Origin of the sequence: Acinetobacter sp. YH12144 (assembly GCF_013418345.1) — a bacterium.
Classification (GTDB): Bacteria; Pseudomonadota; Gammaproteobacteria; order Pseudomonadales; family Moraxellaceae; genus Acinetobacter; species Acinetobacter amyesii.
Genome location: NZ_VPCD01000007.1, coordinates 82,415 through 96,041 on the forward strand (window position 1 = coordinate 82,415; position 13,627 = coordinate 96,041).

Annotated in this window: 13 protein-coding genes; 4 read left to right on the plus strand and 9 right to left on the minus strand. The window is 41.9% G+C overall.

Features of this window, described 5'->3' with window-relative positions; translation table 11 throughout:
* Positions 1–21: 21 nt before the first annotated feature.
* A complete protein-coding gene (locus FTU79_RS05905) occupies positions 22–1,320 on the minus strand; it encodes an AarF/ABC1/UbiB kinase family protein (protein ID WP_180049233.1) in 1,299 nt (432 codons plus the stop codon).
* A gap of 201 nt (positions 1,321–1,521) precedes the next feature.
* Here FTU79_RS05905 and FTU79_RS05910 point away from each other — a divergent pair, with 201 nt between their 5' ends.
* A complete protein-coding gene (locus FTU79_RS05910; protein ID WP_078189319.1) occupies positions 1,522–1,734 on the plus strand; it encodes a DUF1737 domain-containing protein in 213 nt (70 codons plus the stop codon).
* Here the strand turns inward: FTU79_RS05910 and FTU79_RS05915 are convergent.
* The 3 genes from FTU79_RS05915 to FTU79_RS05925 all read right to left on the minus strand — a co-directional run bounded on the left by FTU79_RS05915 (position 1,731) and on the right by FTU79_RS05925 (position 4,144).
* Entirely contained in the window at positions 1,731–2,162 is a 432-nt protein-coding gene (locus FTU79_RS05915; protein ID WP_180049235.1) for a hypothetical protein, read from the minus strand. The two genes, FTU79_RS05910 and FTU79_RS05915, sit on opposite strands and share 4 nt — an antisense overlap.
* A gap of 123 nt (positions 2,163–2,285) precedes the next feature.
* Complete coding sequence (locus tag FTU79_RS05920; protein WP_368856480.1) at positions 2,286–3,644, minus strand: MATE family efflux transporter; 1,359 nt, start codon at positions 3,642–3,644, stop codon at positions 2,286–2,288.
* 41 nt (positions 3,645–3,685) lie between these two features.
* The gene (locus FTU79_RS05925; RefSeq protein WP_180003411.1) at positions 3,686–4,144 is read right to left on the minus strand and encodes a DMT family transporter; all 459 of its coding nucleotides are present in this window, start codon (positions 4,142–4,144) and stop codon (positions 3,686–3,688) included.
* Between the two features lie 125 nt (positions 4,145–4,269).
* On the opposite strand from FTU79_RS05925, the gene hemW reads away from it, so the two are divergent.
* Both hemW and FTU79_RS05935 read left to right on the plus strand, forming a co-directional pair.
* Positions 4,270–5,424, plus strand: coding sequence for a radical SAM family heme chaperone HemW (gene hemW, locus FTU79_RS05930; RefSeq protein WP_180026074.1), 1,155 nt, complete (start codon positions 4,270–4,272; stop codon positions 5,422–5,424).
* A gap of 133 nt (positions 5,425–5,557) precedes the next feature.
* Positions 5,558–5,965, plus strand: coding sequence for a hypothetical protein (locus FTU79_RS05935; protein ID WP_180026073.1), 408 nt, complete (start codon positions 5,558–5,560; stop codon positions 5,963–5,965).
* Positions 5,966–6,008: 43 nt separating this feature from the next.
* On the opposite strand, the gene FTU79_RS05940 is transcribed toward FTU79_RS05935, so the two are convergent.
* Positions 6,009–6,311, minus strand: a complete 303-nt coding sequence (locus tag FTU79_RS05940) for a hypothetical protein (protein WP_180026072.1) — start codon at positions 6,309–6,311, stop codon at positions 6,009–6,011.
* 344 nt (positions 6,312–6,655) lie between these two features.
* Complete coding sequence (locus FTU79_RS05945) at positions 6,656–8,479, minus strand: acyl-CoA dehydrogenase C-terminal domain-containing protein (RefSeq protein WP_180049237.1); 1,824 nt, start codon at positions 8,477–8,479, stop codon at positions 6,656–6,658.
* A gap of 230 nt (positions 8,480–8,709) precedes the next feature.
* On the opposite strand from FTU79_RS05945, the gene FTU79_RS05950 reads away from it, so the two are divergent.
* The gene (locus FTU79_RS05950) at positions 8,710–11,220 is read left to right on the plus strand and encodes a hypothetical protein (protein WP_180049239.1); all 2,511 of its coding nucleotides are present in this window, start codon (positions 8,710–8,712) and stop codon (positions 11,218–11,220) included.
* Positions 11,221–11,306: 86 nt separating this feature from the next.
* Here FTU79_RS05950 and aroE read toward each other — a convergent pair whose 3' ends face one another.
* The 3 genes from aroE to hemF form a co-directional block, all read right to left on the minus strand.
* Positions 11,307–12,095: a shikimate dehydrogenase gene (aroE, locus tag FTU79_RS05955; protein ID WP_180049241.1), complete on the minus strand. Its 789-nt coding sequence runs from the start codon at positions 12,093–12,095 to the stop codon at positions 11,307–11,309.
* A gap of 102 nt (positions 12,096–12,197) precedes the next feature.
* Entirely contained in the window at positions 12,198–12,419 is a 222-nt protein-coding gene (locus tag FTU79_RS05960; RefSeq protein ID WP_078189308.1) for a hypothetical protein, read from the minus strand.
* Positions 12,420–12,650: 231 nt separating this feature from the next.
* On the minus strand, positions 12,651–13,592 hold the full coding sequence (gene hemF / locus FTU79_RS05965) for an oxygen-dependent coproporphyrinogen oxidase (protein ID WP_111884196.1): 942 nt from the start codon (positions 13,590–13,592) through the stop codon (positions 12,651–12,653).
* Positions 13,593–13,627 lie beyond the last annotated feature (35 nt).

Below are 13,627 nucleotides of genomic sequence, written 5' to 3' on the forward strand. Positions count from 1 at the left end.
TCATCAGCGCTTTACGCTCCCTTAAGCGCTAGGTGGGACCAACTCATCAAAGAGATCATTGAGATTGTCATTCACTTTCAAATGAATCAAATTCCAATAATGCCCTGAAACAGTCCGGTTCACCATCAAGGTATCCGGTGACGGTTTAAACACATCCCAGTATTTAAGAGAAGGTTTAATTAATTCTACCCCGTCATGGTGCGCTGAGTTTTCAGCAAAGTCGTATTGTGTGGTCAGTGGACGCATCAGTACTTCAAGCCATTGTTCATACAACTCCGCAGGGAATTTACCGAGTTCATTGAGGGAATGTAGGGCATCGAGTTGCTGTTCCATCAGTGGAATATCGTGCTTGCGTGCAGCATTAATCAATTGCTTAAAGTGTGACACGATTTCAGGAGACAGGGTTTTCACACCGCCGTAGTCATACACGATGACTGAACCATCTTCACGAAAGGCGAAGTTGCCCGGATGTGGGTCACAGTGGAAACGTTTAAGGAAGAAAATTTCACGGCCAATGGCACGGAATAACCGTCTTCCCAAGGCATTTCGGGTTTCTTGTGACCATGTGCTGGCAGTTTCTATACTGTCGCCAAGCTCTAGGCTTAAAGTCAATATATGACGTGAAGAATAATCTTTATAGACCTGTGGAATGATGATTTTGTCATCCAGCGCACTATGAAACGCACGGGCCACATTTAAGTTTTGCGCTTCAATTTCGTAGTTCAGTTCGTTGTCCAAACTGTCCTGAATTTCACGAAATAGCTTGTTTTGTAACTTCCGATCAATTTTCAATACGCCCATCAGACGAAGGGCAAGGCGAACTTGTTTTAAGTCACTTTCACAGGCTTCTTCGACACCCGGATATTGCACTTTCACCACCACCTGCTGACCATTAGGTAACACGGCTTTATGCACCTGCCCAATGGATGCAGCGGCAAAAGGTTGTTCTTCAAAACTTTTAAAAATTTGCGCGAGGGGTTTGCCGAGTTCTTGTTCTACTTGGGCCTTAATTTCAGCAAAAGGCATGGCTGGCGCTTGGCGTTGTAATTTACTGATCGCTTTTGCGACTTCAGGTGGAAAAATGTCTTTGTACTGCGAGGCAATTTGTCCGACTTTCATCACCGCACCTTTCATTTCACCCAAAGTGTCTGCAATTTGCAGACCGATGTCCTGAAAAAGTTTACTGCGAGATGCATTTTTCTGTTCTTCATCGGCAGTGATATTGCGGATGGAATTGGAAACGGTTTTAGTAGCAATGCTTGCCGTCATACTGGCAAGTTTCATAAAGCGACGACCCGGTGTGCTAGCCGTTTTTGCCATGTGATGTTCCTCAAGATCATCATTTATTATCTAATACCGATCATAGGCGACAAAACACAAACTGCCTACTTTAAATTGTTAAGACTTTATTTGCATTGATAAAATGATGGGCAAAAATGTAAATACTGAAAATAATTCAGGCAAATTTAAGCCACGTGCTGAATGGTTTAAAATATCGCGTCGCTAGAAGAGAACTGAACGATGAAAGTGTATCGCTATTTAACCGGTAAAGATGATGTCAATTTCTGTGCCCGTGTGACCAAAGCTTTAAATGAAGGCTATGAATTGTATGGCTCACCGACCATGAGTTTTAATGGGACAGATGTGATTGTCGGGCAGGCGATCGTGAAAGACGTAGAGGACGACAGCCAAGTGCCACAAGGTTTAAAAAATGCCATCGAGGCGCTTAATTAGTTGGTTTTTGCTGCTTCGCTCGATTCAGTTTTTTCCAGTTCTAAATGTGGACTGAGATATTTACTGCATTGGTTATGGTGTAAATTTTCATTCAAGGTGATGAGGTTTTGCGTCACGATAAAATCCTGATCATCCGCAGAGGTAAACTTTTGATTGGCCTTGATGAAGTCCTGATAGGTATACGCCATACCAGACTGCTGACAACTTAATTTTAAACGTGCGGTATATGAGTCAGCCTGTTGTTCATGATAAAAGCGAAAGGCTGTCCAAAGTGCTTGATTGATGTAATCAAATTCGGGTTGTGATTGGACTTTAATGGGTGCGTGATATAAAGGAAATTCATGTCGGTTGATCGTTTGTTCAGCTTGTAGTGACATGGAAAAGCCTAAGCTCAGACAGAGACTGATCGAGCGAAATACATGGGACATGTTTATTTTCCTCTTCTTCATGCTTTTTATTTATGGCATTGCTATGCAGGGTGTTAATTTGCATTAATCTTCTGCATAGCGTAGCCGTATTTTTAAGTAACTTTTTAGATGATTTTTAAGGGCTTATCCCGCTTGAGCTAAACGTTTATTCATCATAAATAAACGTGTAAGTAGCAGTATACAGGCGACAGTCAGACCCACAATTAGGCCAATCCAAACGCCTGCAGCACCAGTCGTGGTGAAGCGTGCAAGATAGATCCCGACAGGGAAGGCAATGATCCAATACGCGATCATGGTGATCCACATTGGTCCTTTGGTGTCTTGCATACCGCGTAAGCACCCTGCGGCACTGACTTGCCATGCGTCCATCAACTGATAGGCAATCGCGAACAACACCAAGTACACCGCAAGCTGAGTCACATCATAGTCATTGGTATACAGTGACACAATTTCATTACGTAAAAGCCAAAGCAGCAACATGGTAATCAGGGCAAATACCGTCCCTGTCAACATACCGACTTTCTGGACTTTTCGCATAGCCAGCCAGTTCTTTTCCCCATAATAAGTACCGACCCGAATGGTCAGCGCAATCGCTAGTGACATTGGAATCATAAACAATTGCGAGGTAATCGAAATGGCGACTTGATGCGCTGCAATGGTGACTTCGCCCAAGGGACTCAACACAATAGCGGCTGTACTAAAAATACTGACTTCAAAGAAAATGGCTAAGCCAATAGGAAAGCCGAGTTTTAAAATACGTTTGATCCATTCACTGTTCATTTTTTCAAAAGCAGCGAAAGGTTGGGTTTTTTGATAGGCCGATCCTTTGAAAACGTACATCGCCAAAGCAAAGAACATTAACCATTGCAAAATCGCGGTGGCAAAACCACATCCTGCTGAACCCAGTTCAGGGACTGGGCCTAAACCATACATAAAAATAAAGTTCAGTGGAATTAACACCAATAAGGCCAGCAGACTCAGCACAGTGACTGGACGTGGATGCCCCAATGCTTCTGAGTAACCACGTAAAGCTGCGTACATGGTGACAGCAGGCATACCTAAACTAATGGCGTGTAAGAATAAGCTCGCCTTCGGAAGTAATACTTCAGGGACACCCAATAACGGTAAAAGCAGCGGCATAGCTTGTAAGACTAATGCGGCAATGATCCCTAAAAATAATGCGACCCACACAGACTGACGGGCGATGGTGGCAATTTTTTCAGGCGTGCGAGCACCATTGGCTTCTGCCACTAATGGGGTGGTTGCAATCATAATGCCGCTGAACAGCAGCATGACCGGTATCCATAAACCGACCCCGACCGCAATGGCTGCAAGGTCATTGGCGGACATGTGTCCAGCCATGATGGTATCAATGAGACCAAATCCCGCTTGCGCAAACTGCGTGATCAATATCGGGATCATTAAATGAAACAGTTGTTTTAATTCATACTTGCTGCTTGTTACAGCCGTGACAGTAGACACAGAATGTACTCATTTCTTGTGAGGTGCTTAGGAATGAGGTCTTAGCGTTGGAAAGTGAGAAGCACACCAATAAAAATCACCACGCCACCCAATAAGCGTTGCCAGTTAATCGGGGTTTTTTCAGTGCCGAGCAAGCCAAAATGGTCAAATACCATCGACATTAAGATCTGTCCAAAAATAATCAGACCGGAGAGGGATAAAAAACCCAGTTTCGGTGCGGTATAAATACTGATACTGATGGCATAAACACCCAAACATCCCCCCAGCCATAAATACCAAGGGATTTGAGCAAAACTTGCAAAGTCCGGTTTTTCGGCCGATTGAAAAAACACCATAAAGGCGAGGACTATTGTACCAACCAAAAAAGAAAAAAGGGCAGCTTGCAGCGGTGAATATAAATATTCACGCAATTGGCTGTTGATCGCTGTTTGAATGGTCATAGCGATACCAACACCCATCGCGAGCGGCAGTAAGTACAATAAATGGCTGCTTATTTTCATCTTCTAATCATCTAATTCTTCTTTAATTTTATTAGTCTACTGTATTGTGGATGAGTTTTCATAAGCGCTCTGATGCAGTCATGTTAAAATGCGCTTACTTCTTTTGTTCCTTTTGAGCATTTTCCTTGGCTGAATTAAATCCTGCAGTTGTTCCGTTATCTTTATACATTCACATGCCGTGGTGTGTGCGCAAATGTCCATACTGTGACTTTAATTCGCATGCGGTGCCGAATGGTGAATTGTCTTTGGACTTAGAACAAGAATATTTACAGGCGTTGGTTGAAGACTTTAAAACCCAAGTCGATTTTGCTCAGGGTCGCCTGATCCATAGTGTATTTATTGGTGGTGGGACACCATCTTTGATTTCTGCCCAAGGCTATCAATGGTTATTTGCTCAGCTCAAAGCGTTGCTACCGTTTGAAGCAGGTTGTGAAATCACCTTGGAAGCCAATCCCGGTACGGTTGAGCACGATCCTTTTTCCGGTTATTTAGATGCAGGGATCAATCGTCTATCTATCGGTGTGCAAAGTTTTAATACCGACCAGCTGAAAAAGCTGGGGAGGATTCATTCGAATGATGATGCGATTTCTGCCATTCAGCATGCAAAAGAGGTGGGTTTTGAACGAGTAAATGTCGACTTGATGCATGGCCTGCCTGAACAAACCATTGAGCAAGCGCTTTTGGATTTAAAACTTGCTGTGGAAAATGGGGCAACCCATGTGTCGTGGTATCAATTGACCATTGAACCCAATACAGTTTTTTTCCGCACAAAACCAATTTTACCTGTCGATGATGTGCTTGAAGATATTCAAGAACAGGGCGAAGCCTATTTAACAGCGCAAGGCTTTATCAATTATGAAGTATCGGCATGGCGTAAAGAAAAGCCGTCGGCACATAATTTAAATTATTGGCAGTTTGGCGATTATTTGGCGATTGGCGCAGGCGCACATGGTAAAGTGACCATGCCAGACGGGGTGTATCGTTTCCAAAAAACCCGATTGCCGAAAGACTATTTAGCCAAAGTACCTGCTGAACATCTTCAGTTTAAGCGCATCGAAGCAGCCGATATGCCTTTTGAATTTATGATGAATGCACTTCGTTTAAATCATGGGGTGGAAGCCAAGCTATATAGTGAGCGTACAGGGGAAAGTTTAGAGCCAATTGCCGAGTTATTGAACTCATTACGTGAACGTAAATTGATGGTCAGTGATCCAACACTTTTGTCTTGTACCGAGCAGGGACATATCTTTTTAAATTCAGTATTGGAAGAATTCCTGTAATGAAAGCTATGTCAAACTTGTTTTAAAATTTGAGCGACAAGTAATTTTTCATATTTCGAATGTAATTTGCAGAATGTGTATGAAATTATTCAGTTGATAATTGAATTTACATGGCATAAAGGAACTTCAGAAAATGAAATATATTTTAACTACGACGTTATTAACTATAGCTTTGGTGGGTTGCACCGATAAAAAAGCACCATCAGAACAAAATGTTGCAACAGAGGCAACGATCGCAACTACACAAACAAACGATGTTGCAGTAGCTCAAGATGAGCAAGTGATTCACTTTACAGGGCCACAAGATCTAAGCCTTGAGTTAAAAACCAAAGATAATTTTGAAACCGCACAATTGACTGATAATTCTGATCGTGTGTATGAATTGAAACGAGCAGTTTCAGGAAGTGGTGTACGACTTGCCAACGACCAAGGTGTTTCAATTCACTTTAAGAACTTTAATGGTGTGAATGAAGGGACAGTTGAGTTGGTAAAAGATAAACCCATAGAGATTAAAGAATTTATTGCTGATAAAGCAAAGTAAATATTAAAAAAGACCGCATTCGCGGTCTTTTTTTGAGTTTAACTTAACGATGTTTCGGTGGCATAGGCGGTAACTTATGATGCGGAACAGGCTTGGGTTGACTAGCTTTAAAAGCTACTGCTTTATGATTTTGTTTGGCAAATTTTGCATGAACTTTTTGATGCTCTTTTTTCACCATGTGGGGCCCAGCAGATTTGTGATGTATTGCTTTAGGCGGTACAGGTTTTTTATCAAAGTGTGGAGCAGGTGGTGGATTTTTATGATCGAATGCAGGCGCTGCCATTGCAGACATTGTCGCAGTTGTTGCAATCAGACCAATCATTAATGAAGACATCAATTTTTTCATGGTTACGCTCTTTATGAATCAATGAAGTCATCATAGGGGGAGGCTATGGAGAAGATATGAAGTTGTATGAGATACAAATGTAAAGCTAAAATTATGGAGTTAAATTTACTTTAAGTATTTAATATTTATTAAATACAATTATGTTTTGGTGATAAAGTGTTCTATTTTTTTTGAAAAATACAACAATATTTCTCCATATAAAGTTCATCTTTATACATTGTTATTACCTCATGAAGAAATTAAGAATACTACTCGTAATTCCTATAGATCAAAATTAAAAGAGAAGATAATAAAAAGACCGCTGAAGCGGTCTTTTTATTGAGTCATTTAACTCGGTTTAAAGCTTAGTAGTCAAAGCTAAAGTGTTCAGGTGCCAAAGAAGTCATGGTCTTCGATGGGTTGACCATTGCTTCAGCGTGACCTTGTGAGCGTGGTAATAGACGTTCAAAGTAGAAGTCTGCCACTTTGATTTTTGCTTTATAGAACTCAGGAACTTCTACACCATTGCCTTCTGCTAATTTTTCAGAAGCTACGGCAGCTTGTTGTGCCCAGAAATAAGCCATCATCACGTAGCCAGAGAACATCAAGAAATCTACAGATGCAGAAGATACGATGTCACGGTCTTTACGTGCTGCAAGCATGATACGAACCGTTAATGCATTCCATTGTGCGCAAAGCTTCGTTAAGTCCCACGCAAAACGACGCATGTATTTGTTACGTGCATGTTGACCACAGAACTTCAAAATTTCAGCTGTGTAGTCACGAATCACTTTACCTTTAGAGGTCAACAGAACTTTACGACCAATCAAGTCTAGTGCTTGAACACCGGTTGTGCCTTCGTAGAGAGTAGAGATACGTGAGTCACGAACAATTTGTTCCATGCCCCATTCTTTAATATAACCATGACCTCCGTATACTTGCATACCATGGTTTGCAGCTTCATAACCCATTTCGGTTAAGAAACCTTTGAGAATCGGGGTGTAGAAGCCTAAGTGGTCATCATGTGCTTCAAACGCTGCTGTATCACCGCGGGTTAAAGCATCAGTCATTTTGTCCGCAATTTGAGCTGCATAGTAAATCATTGAACGGCCGCCTTCAGCGATCGCTTTTTGAGTTAAAAGCATACGACGTACGTCTGCATGGTGAATAATCGCATCGGCTACTTTTTCAGGATCTTTTTTACCTGAAAGTGTGCGCATAGACATACGTTCTTTGGCATATGGAAGAGCGCCTTGGAATGCCAATTCAGCATGTGCAATGCCTTGGATCGCTGTACCAATACGTGCAGTGTTCATAAAGGTGAACATTGCGTGTAGGCCTTTGTGTTTTTCACCGATCAAGTAACCAATGGCATTGTCAAAGTTCAACACAGCTGTTGCTGAAGCACGGATCCCCATTTTGTGTTCAATCGAACCACAAGTCACAGGGTTGCGTTCGCCCACTGAACCGTCTGCATTCACAAGGAATTTTGGAACGATGAACAATGAAATCCCTTTAGTACCTGCAGGAGCATCTGGAAGACGAGCAAGTACGATATGCACGATGTTATCTGTTAAATCATGCTCACCCGCAGAGATGAAGATTTTTGTACCAGAAATTGCATAGCTACCGTCAGCTTGAGGTTCCGCTTTGGTTTTTACCTGACCTAAGTCGGTACCGCATTGAGGTTCAGTTAAGCACATGGTGCCTGACCAAGTTCCAGCAACAAGGTTCGGTAAATATTGGTTTTTCTGTTCTTCTGAACCAAATTGTAGAATGGTGTTGATACAACCTACGCTGAGACCCGGATACATTTGGAATGACCAGTTTGCTGTACCCATCATTTCAGATTTGATGAGATTCAACGACTGTGGCAAGTTTTGACCGCCAAATTCTTCAGGGAAAGACAGACCTTGCCAGCCACCCTGTACAAATTGGTCATAGGCTTCTTTAAACCCTTTTGGTGTTTTCACATCACCATTTTCAAAATGACAGCCTTCTTCATCACCCGTTTGGTTCAAAGGCGAAAGGATATTTTCACAAAAATCCGCTGCACCTTCTAAAATCATGTCGACAGTGTCTGCATCAGCAGCTTCACCATTAGACAAAGTTTTGTAATGTGCTGGGTAATCGAGTACTTCATTCATTAAGAAACGAATATCGTGTAAAGGCGCTTTATATGCAGGCATAATCTTAATCCTAATATCTAAATTTTTTTGGATTATCTGTATTGATGATTTGATTATTCATAATTTCATCTAAAAAACATTGATGAATACGCCCTTAAAAAATGTCAGAAAGGCGAATTGTAATATTTAACCAACATGTGAAAAATAAACTTCTGATAGACTTGATGTTGATCTTTTGATCATTTTTTTCTTTTAATAAATCATAAAGAACGTAGGTCTTTCGTACAATTATGCGATTAAAATATATAACACTTTGTTTACTGGGTTTGAGTATTACTGGGTGTGCTCAACATGTCATAAAAACCAATTCAACGGATCAGTCTCTCGGGCAACAAGCCACTCAAGGCTTAAACGCAATGTTTGAAAATGCCAGTTATGACATGAAAGGGCAATTTTCAATTCAAACCGATATTCAGTTCGATGAAAAAAAGCCTGAAACCAAGTCAAAGCCTGCGATAAGCACACAGCCAGAGCTGGATCCTAAACTTAAAAAACAACTGGATCAGTTGATTAAAACCCAAAATATTCCGTTTAGCCAAAAAGAAAAGAAACAGCTCTATCAAGCCATTGCCAATGAATCGATCCCACCATCAGCGCGCTATAGCGATGAAGAGGATGGCGTTTCTCCGCAATCTAAAATTGCTCAATCACTGCTGAATGTATTGAATGATTTACAGTTTAGCTATAGCGGTTCAGTACATTTTAGAGAAAAACTTGCTGCCTTAACCTTGCAATTGAGTTATCAAAAACCGACCTTGCAGGTGAATGCACAGTTGCCGATGATCATTGATTTTAATCAACATAAATTTTATACCAACTACTTTGCGTTCATGCCGTTTATGGTGAATCGCGAAAGCCAAAGCAGCTTGGCTTATGTGGATTTTTCAAAACATAAAGACACGATTGCTCAGTACGATTTGAAAAAATTTGCTGACTATTTAAAACAAATGAATGCTTTGCCCTATGTCTTGGCAGAGCCGAATCAAGTGCAAAATGTTGCTTTAACACGTGATGAAAAAAATGCAGGGCTGACTAAAAAAATCCGCTATGTGGGTGATCTCGATGCGCTTTACACCCAGCTTGAACTTTTTGATTTTGTGAACGCCAACTATTACACCACGCAAATCAAAGGTCAGCGCAATAGTGACGCTGAGCAAGATGACTCTGTGGACGCAGCTGTGCATCTTAGTGCTTCCGAAGAGGCGATGGCTGCGGCTGAAGCGGCGGGAGGGACTGCAGTAGCGGCAGCAGCTGAGGATGAAGATTATGATGCGGCTTATGCATCTGTAGAACGTGTGAATGAGCTGCTCAATGCGAAAATGCATGGCCTGATGTATCACCAACACGAAACGGAAGACGAACAAACGTCTTCTGCCGCTGAATCTGCTGAAGAGGCGATTAATACTGCAAGTGCATATGCGGAGGCAACCGCGGGTGATGACGAAGAAGCCTATAGTTCGGATACTGAAGTAACCGAAGTTTATGCGGCTTCCGAAGAAGATGATGAAACAGCGAACTTATCTGAGGAAGTCTGTCAGGCCTTGATGAACACCAAACAGGTGCCGATTGGTAAAGTCACGCTGTGTCAGGATTATCAAGATGTTCGGGTGATACCGCTGCAAACAGATTCTGTACCATCGGCCTCTGATGCGGACGCATCCAACACAGATTCTGAGATTTCGGATGCTGTTGAGCAGTTAAAGCCAGTATTCCAGCAATATCAAAGTGAACAACTTATCGATGTCCAACAATTCCAGCAATTATGGCAAAAGCATCAAGCTGAAATTACACAGGTGCTGAATGCACAGGATAAAGCATCTTCGAATGTCGTGATGGATTTAGGCTTAGATCACAAAGGCCGAGTCCAAGCAATGGACTATCAATTGGCCTTTAATGAGCCACGTTTAGGTCAATTAAAGCTGAAAAGTAGTAACCAAATCTTGAATTATGGCAATGCGACTAAAATTGATCGTCAAGCCATGAAACAGGCAAAATCCATTGAGGAAGTCAGTAAAGATTCACTCTTTGAAAATATGTTGAAAGGCCTGCTTGCGCCAATCACGGGAAATGATCCTCTGCTTGCTGAAGCAGAAACTGCATCGGTCGATGATGTCCGTGCTGCAAATGAAGAAATCGAACTTCCTGAATATCTCAGTACTGTGGCATTGCAAAGTTATAAACGTCATCAATCTGAAGTGAAAGCCTATCAAGCGGCATTTGTCGTGGCATTTGCTAACTATCGCGCTCAGTATGTGCGTTATTACTCAGCCAATGATTTGAATGAAATTGCAGAAGTTTATGCATATCGATTTGTTGATGGCTTAAAAGAGCCAACAGGCAATGCGCTGAAACGTTTAAATCAATTACGTGATAAGCATGCTTTGCATCGCTATCAAGACTTTGATGACTTAGGTTCTTCAGTCAATCATTATGTGCAGTCGGGGATTGGTGAGTACAAAGCTCAGGTTGAATGGAAGCAGTTGCAAAAAACCTATAAGACTGATCAGGCGATTTTTGCACATTTATATCAACAAAACTTTTTAGCCAGTTATGAACTGGAAGGAACTGAAAAAGCGCATTTGGTGAAAGCATCAAAAATCTATGCGCAAGCCTTTGCTGATGATATCAAAGGAAAATTATCAGAAGCGTCATTGCAAGGCCTAGCAGCAGAACACGAAGAGTTGTTCAGCCAATCGGCTTATTATGAGACTTATAAGGCGATACAAAAACACAAGAACTAAGTTGGATCAAAAAAAGAACCTCAATTGAGGTTCTTTTTTTAGGTGTTTCGACTGCTCAGAAAGTGAATTGAGCAAATCATTTTGAATTATAGAAAGTCTTTTAGATCAGGTTTAATGCCATTCCAAATGGAAAAAGATTCAATCGCTTGACCAACCAACATGCCAAAACCTTCTGAGGTTGGAACATGGCGTGCTTTGGCTTGATCCAAAAATGTCGACGGTTTGCCATAGGCCATTTCATAAGCATGTGTAAATTGTAAAGCTTCAGGCAAAATCAGTGCATCACCCGTTAAACTGGCCGATGTTGCGTTAATCACCAGATCAAATTGACCTGCTAAGTCGGCGAGGGCAATGGCTGCAAGTTCGGCATTCGGTACGGCAGTTTTTAAGTCAGCGACCAATTGTTCAGCACGCGCTAAAGTACGATTGGCAATGACGATTTTTTTGGCCCCAGCTTGTACCAGTGGGTAAATCACGCCACGTGTCGCACCGCCTGCACCAATGATCAATATATCGGTCTGTTCTAAATTCCAATCTAAGGCACGGATGGCATCGACTAGGCCTTGTCCATCGGTATTATCGCCATGGAGTGTGCCATCTTGCATCCATAGTGTATTGACCGCACCTGCAATTTTGGCACGTTCAGTAAGGACGGCACATTGTGCATAGGCTTGTTCTTTAAACGGAACAGTGACATTTATACCGATGCCACCTTCGGCAAAGAAGGATTCGACACTGTGCTGAAAACCATCGAGTGGCGCAAGTCGTTTGCTGTACTGAATGTCGAGGCCTGTTTTTTCAGCGAAGGCATGATGAAGTTCAGGTGAGCGTGATTGTTCAATCGGGTTGCCAATCACGGCAAATTGTTTGCTCATTGCACAGCGTCCATGTAGATGTGAAAGAGCAGACAATATACGCCAAAACCGAGGATGGCTAAAGTTCGGGCAGTCTTAAAATCGTGAAATAAAGGCGGAAAATTAAGGATTACAAATATCTAGGACGCTTTGAATCAAGATGCTCGCTGCACTGATGACTAAACCAATCAAGGCAACCACCATGAAGCCAATAGCCAAATTATCATTCAAAGACGTTTCGGAAAAAATATTAGTACTGATAGCGCTGATCAGCACAACAGCAAAGCTCCAAAACACCAAGGCAGTAAGACTGACTGCTTTTTTATTGAGTGTTTGATGTGTCATGTGCGTTGTACTCCGTACAAGAAAGTTACAGCCATGAGTTTATTGACACATTGTGCAATGACATAGCGTAAAGCTGTTTAAAAGATGTGTCATTGTTGAGCAATATGATTACAAAGTAAATGCTTAAAAAATTTATTTATGCATCAAGATATTACCTAGAAATATAAATACTTTAATTAAAAGGCAATGAAAAGCCCCTGATGGACAGAGGCAAATACATGTCTATCTATTTTATTTCAATATATTAAGCCAATCATGCGGTTTTAAATAAAAGTCGGTGAGCTTTTTCTCGGCAGAATTTTCTTCCCATTCAGGACGATATGACCAGCCCGCCAAAGGTGGCATACTTACTAAAATGGATTCAATACGCCCACCAGTTTGTAAACCAAATAAGGTGCCACGGTCATACACTAGGTTATATTCAACGTAACGACCACGACGGTAAAGTTGGAAGTCTCGTTGTGCTTCGGTATAGGCTTTGTCTTGGTTTCTTTGGAAGATCGGTAAAATTGCCTCTAAATAACCATTACCGACGGCCTGCATATATTTGAAACAGGTTTCAAAGTCCCATTGGTTGAGATCATCAAAGAATAAACCACCCACACCACGTTGTTCATCACGGTGTTTGAGATAGAAATAGTCATCACACCATTTCTTATGTTCATCATAGAGCGTATCGCTAAATGGGGCACAAAGATCATGGGCAGTTTGATGCCAAGACAAGACATCTTCATCATTTGGATAAAATGGAGTGAGGTCAAAACCACCGCCAAACCACCAAATCGGATCTTGTCCTTCTTTTTCCGCGACAAATAAACGCACATTGGCATGTGAGGTTGGGACGTTGGGGTTTTTCGGGTGAATTACCAATGACACGCCCATGGCTTGCGCTTTTGCACCTGCAATAGCGGGATGGCGTTCAGTCGCTGAGGCAGGTAATTTTGAAATGTTGATGTGCGAGAACATCACACCACCTTTTTCAATCACCGTCCCATTTTGTAGAACACGTGAGCGACCACCACCACCTTCAGGGCGCTCCCAGTCATCGATCGCAAATTCGGCACTTCCGCCACCAGCACGTTCTTGCTGTTCCAATGCGGCACAAATCCGTGCCTGTAAATCGCGAAGGAATTCATCTACACGTTGAATATCGGCTGAAGTTGGATTCTGCATGGTGACCTTTATTAAAATAATTTAAAGATAATTGT

Bases quoted from the DNA above. Each gene is read 5' to 3' on its own strand.
- FTU79_RS05905 (WP_180049233.1), bottom strand. From the start codon at position 1,320: ATGGCAAAAACGGCTAGCACACCGGGTCGTCGCTTTATGAAACTTGCC.
- FTU79_RS05910 (WP_078189319.1), top strand. From the start codon at position 1,522: ATGAAAGTGTATCGCTATTTAACCGGTAAAGATGATGTCAATTTCTGT.
- FTU79_RS05915 (WP_180049235.1), bottom strand. From the start codon at position 2,162: ATGTCCCATGTATTTCGCTCGATCAGTCTCTGTCTGAGCTTAGGCTTT.
- FTU79_RS05925 (WP_180003411.1), bottom strand. From the start codon at position 4,144: ATGAAAATAAGCAGCCATTTATTGTACTTACTGCCGCTCGCGATGGGT.
- FTU79_RS05935 (WP_180026073.1), top strand. From the start codon at position 5,558: ATGAAATATATTTTAACTACGACGTTATTAACTATAGCTTTGGTGGGT.
- FTU79_RS05940 (WP_180026072.1), bottom strand. From the start codon at position 6,311: ATGAAAAAATTGATGTCTTCATTAATGATTGGTCTGATTGCAACAACT.
- FTU79_RS05945 (WP_180049237.1), bottom strand. From the start codon at position 8,479: ATGCCTGCATATAAAGCGCCTTTACACGATATTCGTTTCTTAATGAAT.
- FTU79_RS05950 (WP_180049239.1), top strand. From the start codon at position 8,710: ATGCGATTAAAATATATAACACTTTGTTTACTGGGTTTGAGTATTACT.
- aroE (WP_180049241.1), bottom strand. From the start codon at position 12,095: ATGAGCAAACAATTTGCCGTGATTGGCAACCCGATTGAACAATCACGC.
- FTU79_RS05960 (WP_078189308.1), bottom strand. From the start codon at position 12,419: ATGACACATCAAACACTCAATAAAAAAGCAGTCAGTCTTACTGCCTTG.
- hemF (WP_111884196.1), bottom strand. From the start codon at position 13,592: ATGCAGAATCCAACTTCAGCCGATATTCAACGTGTAGATGAATTCCTT.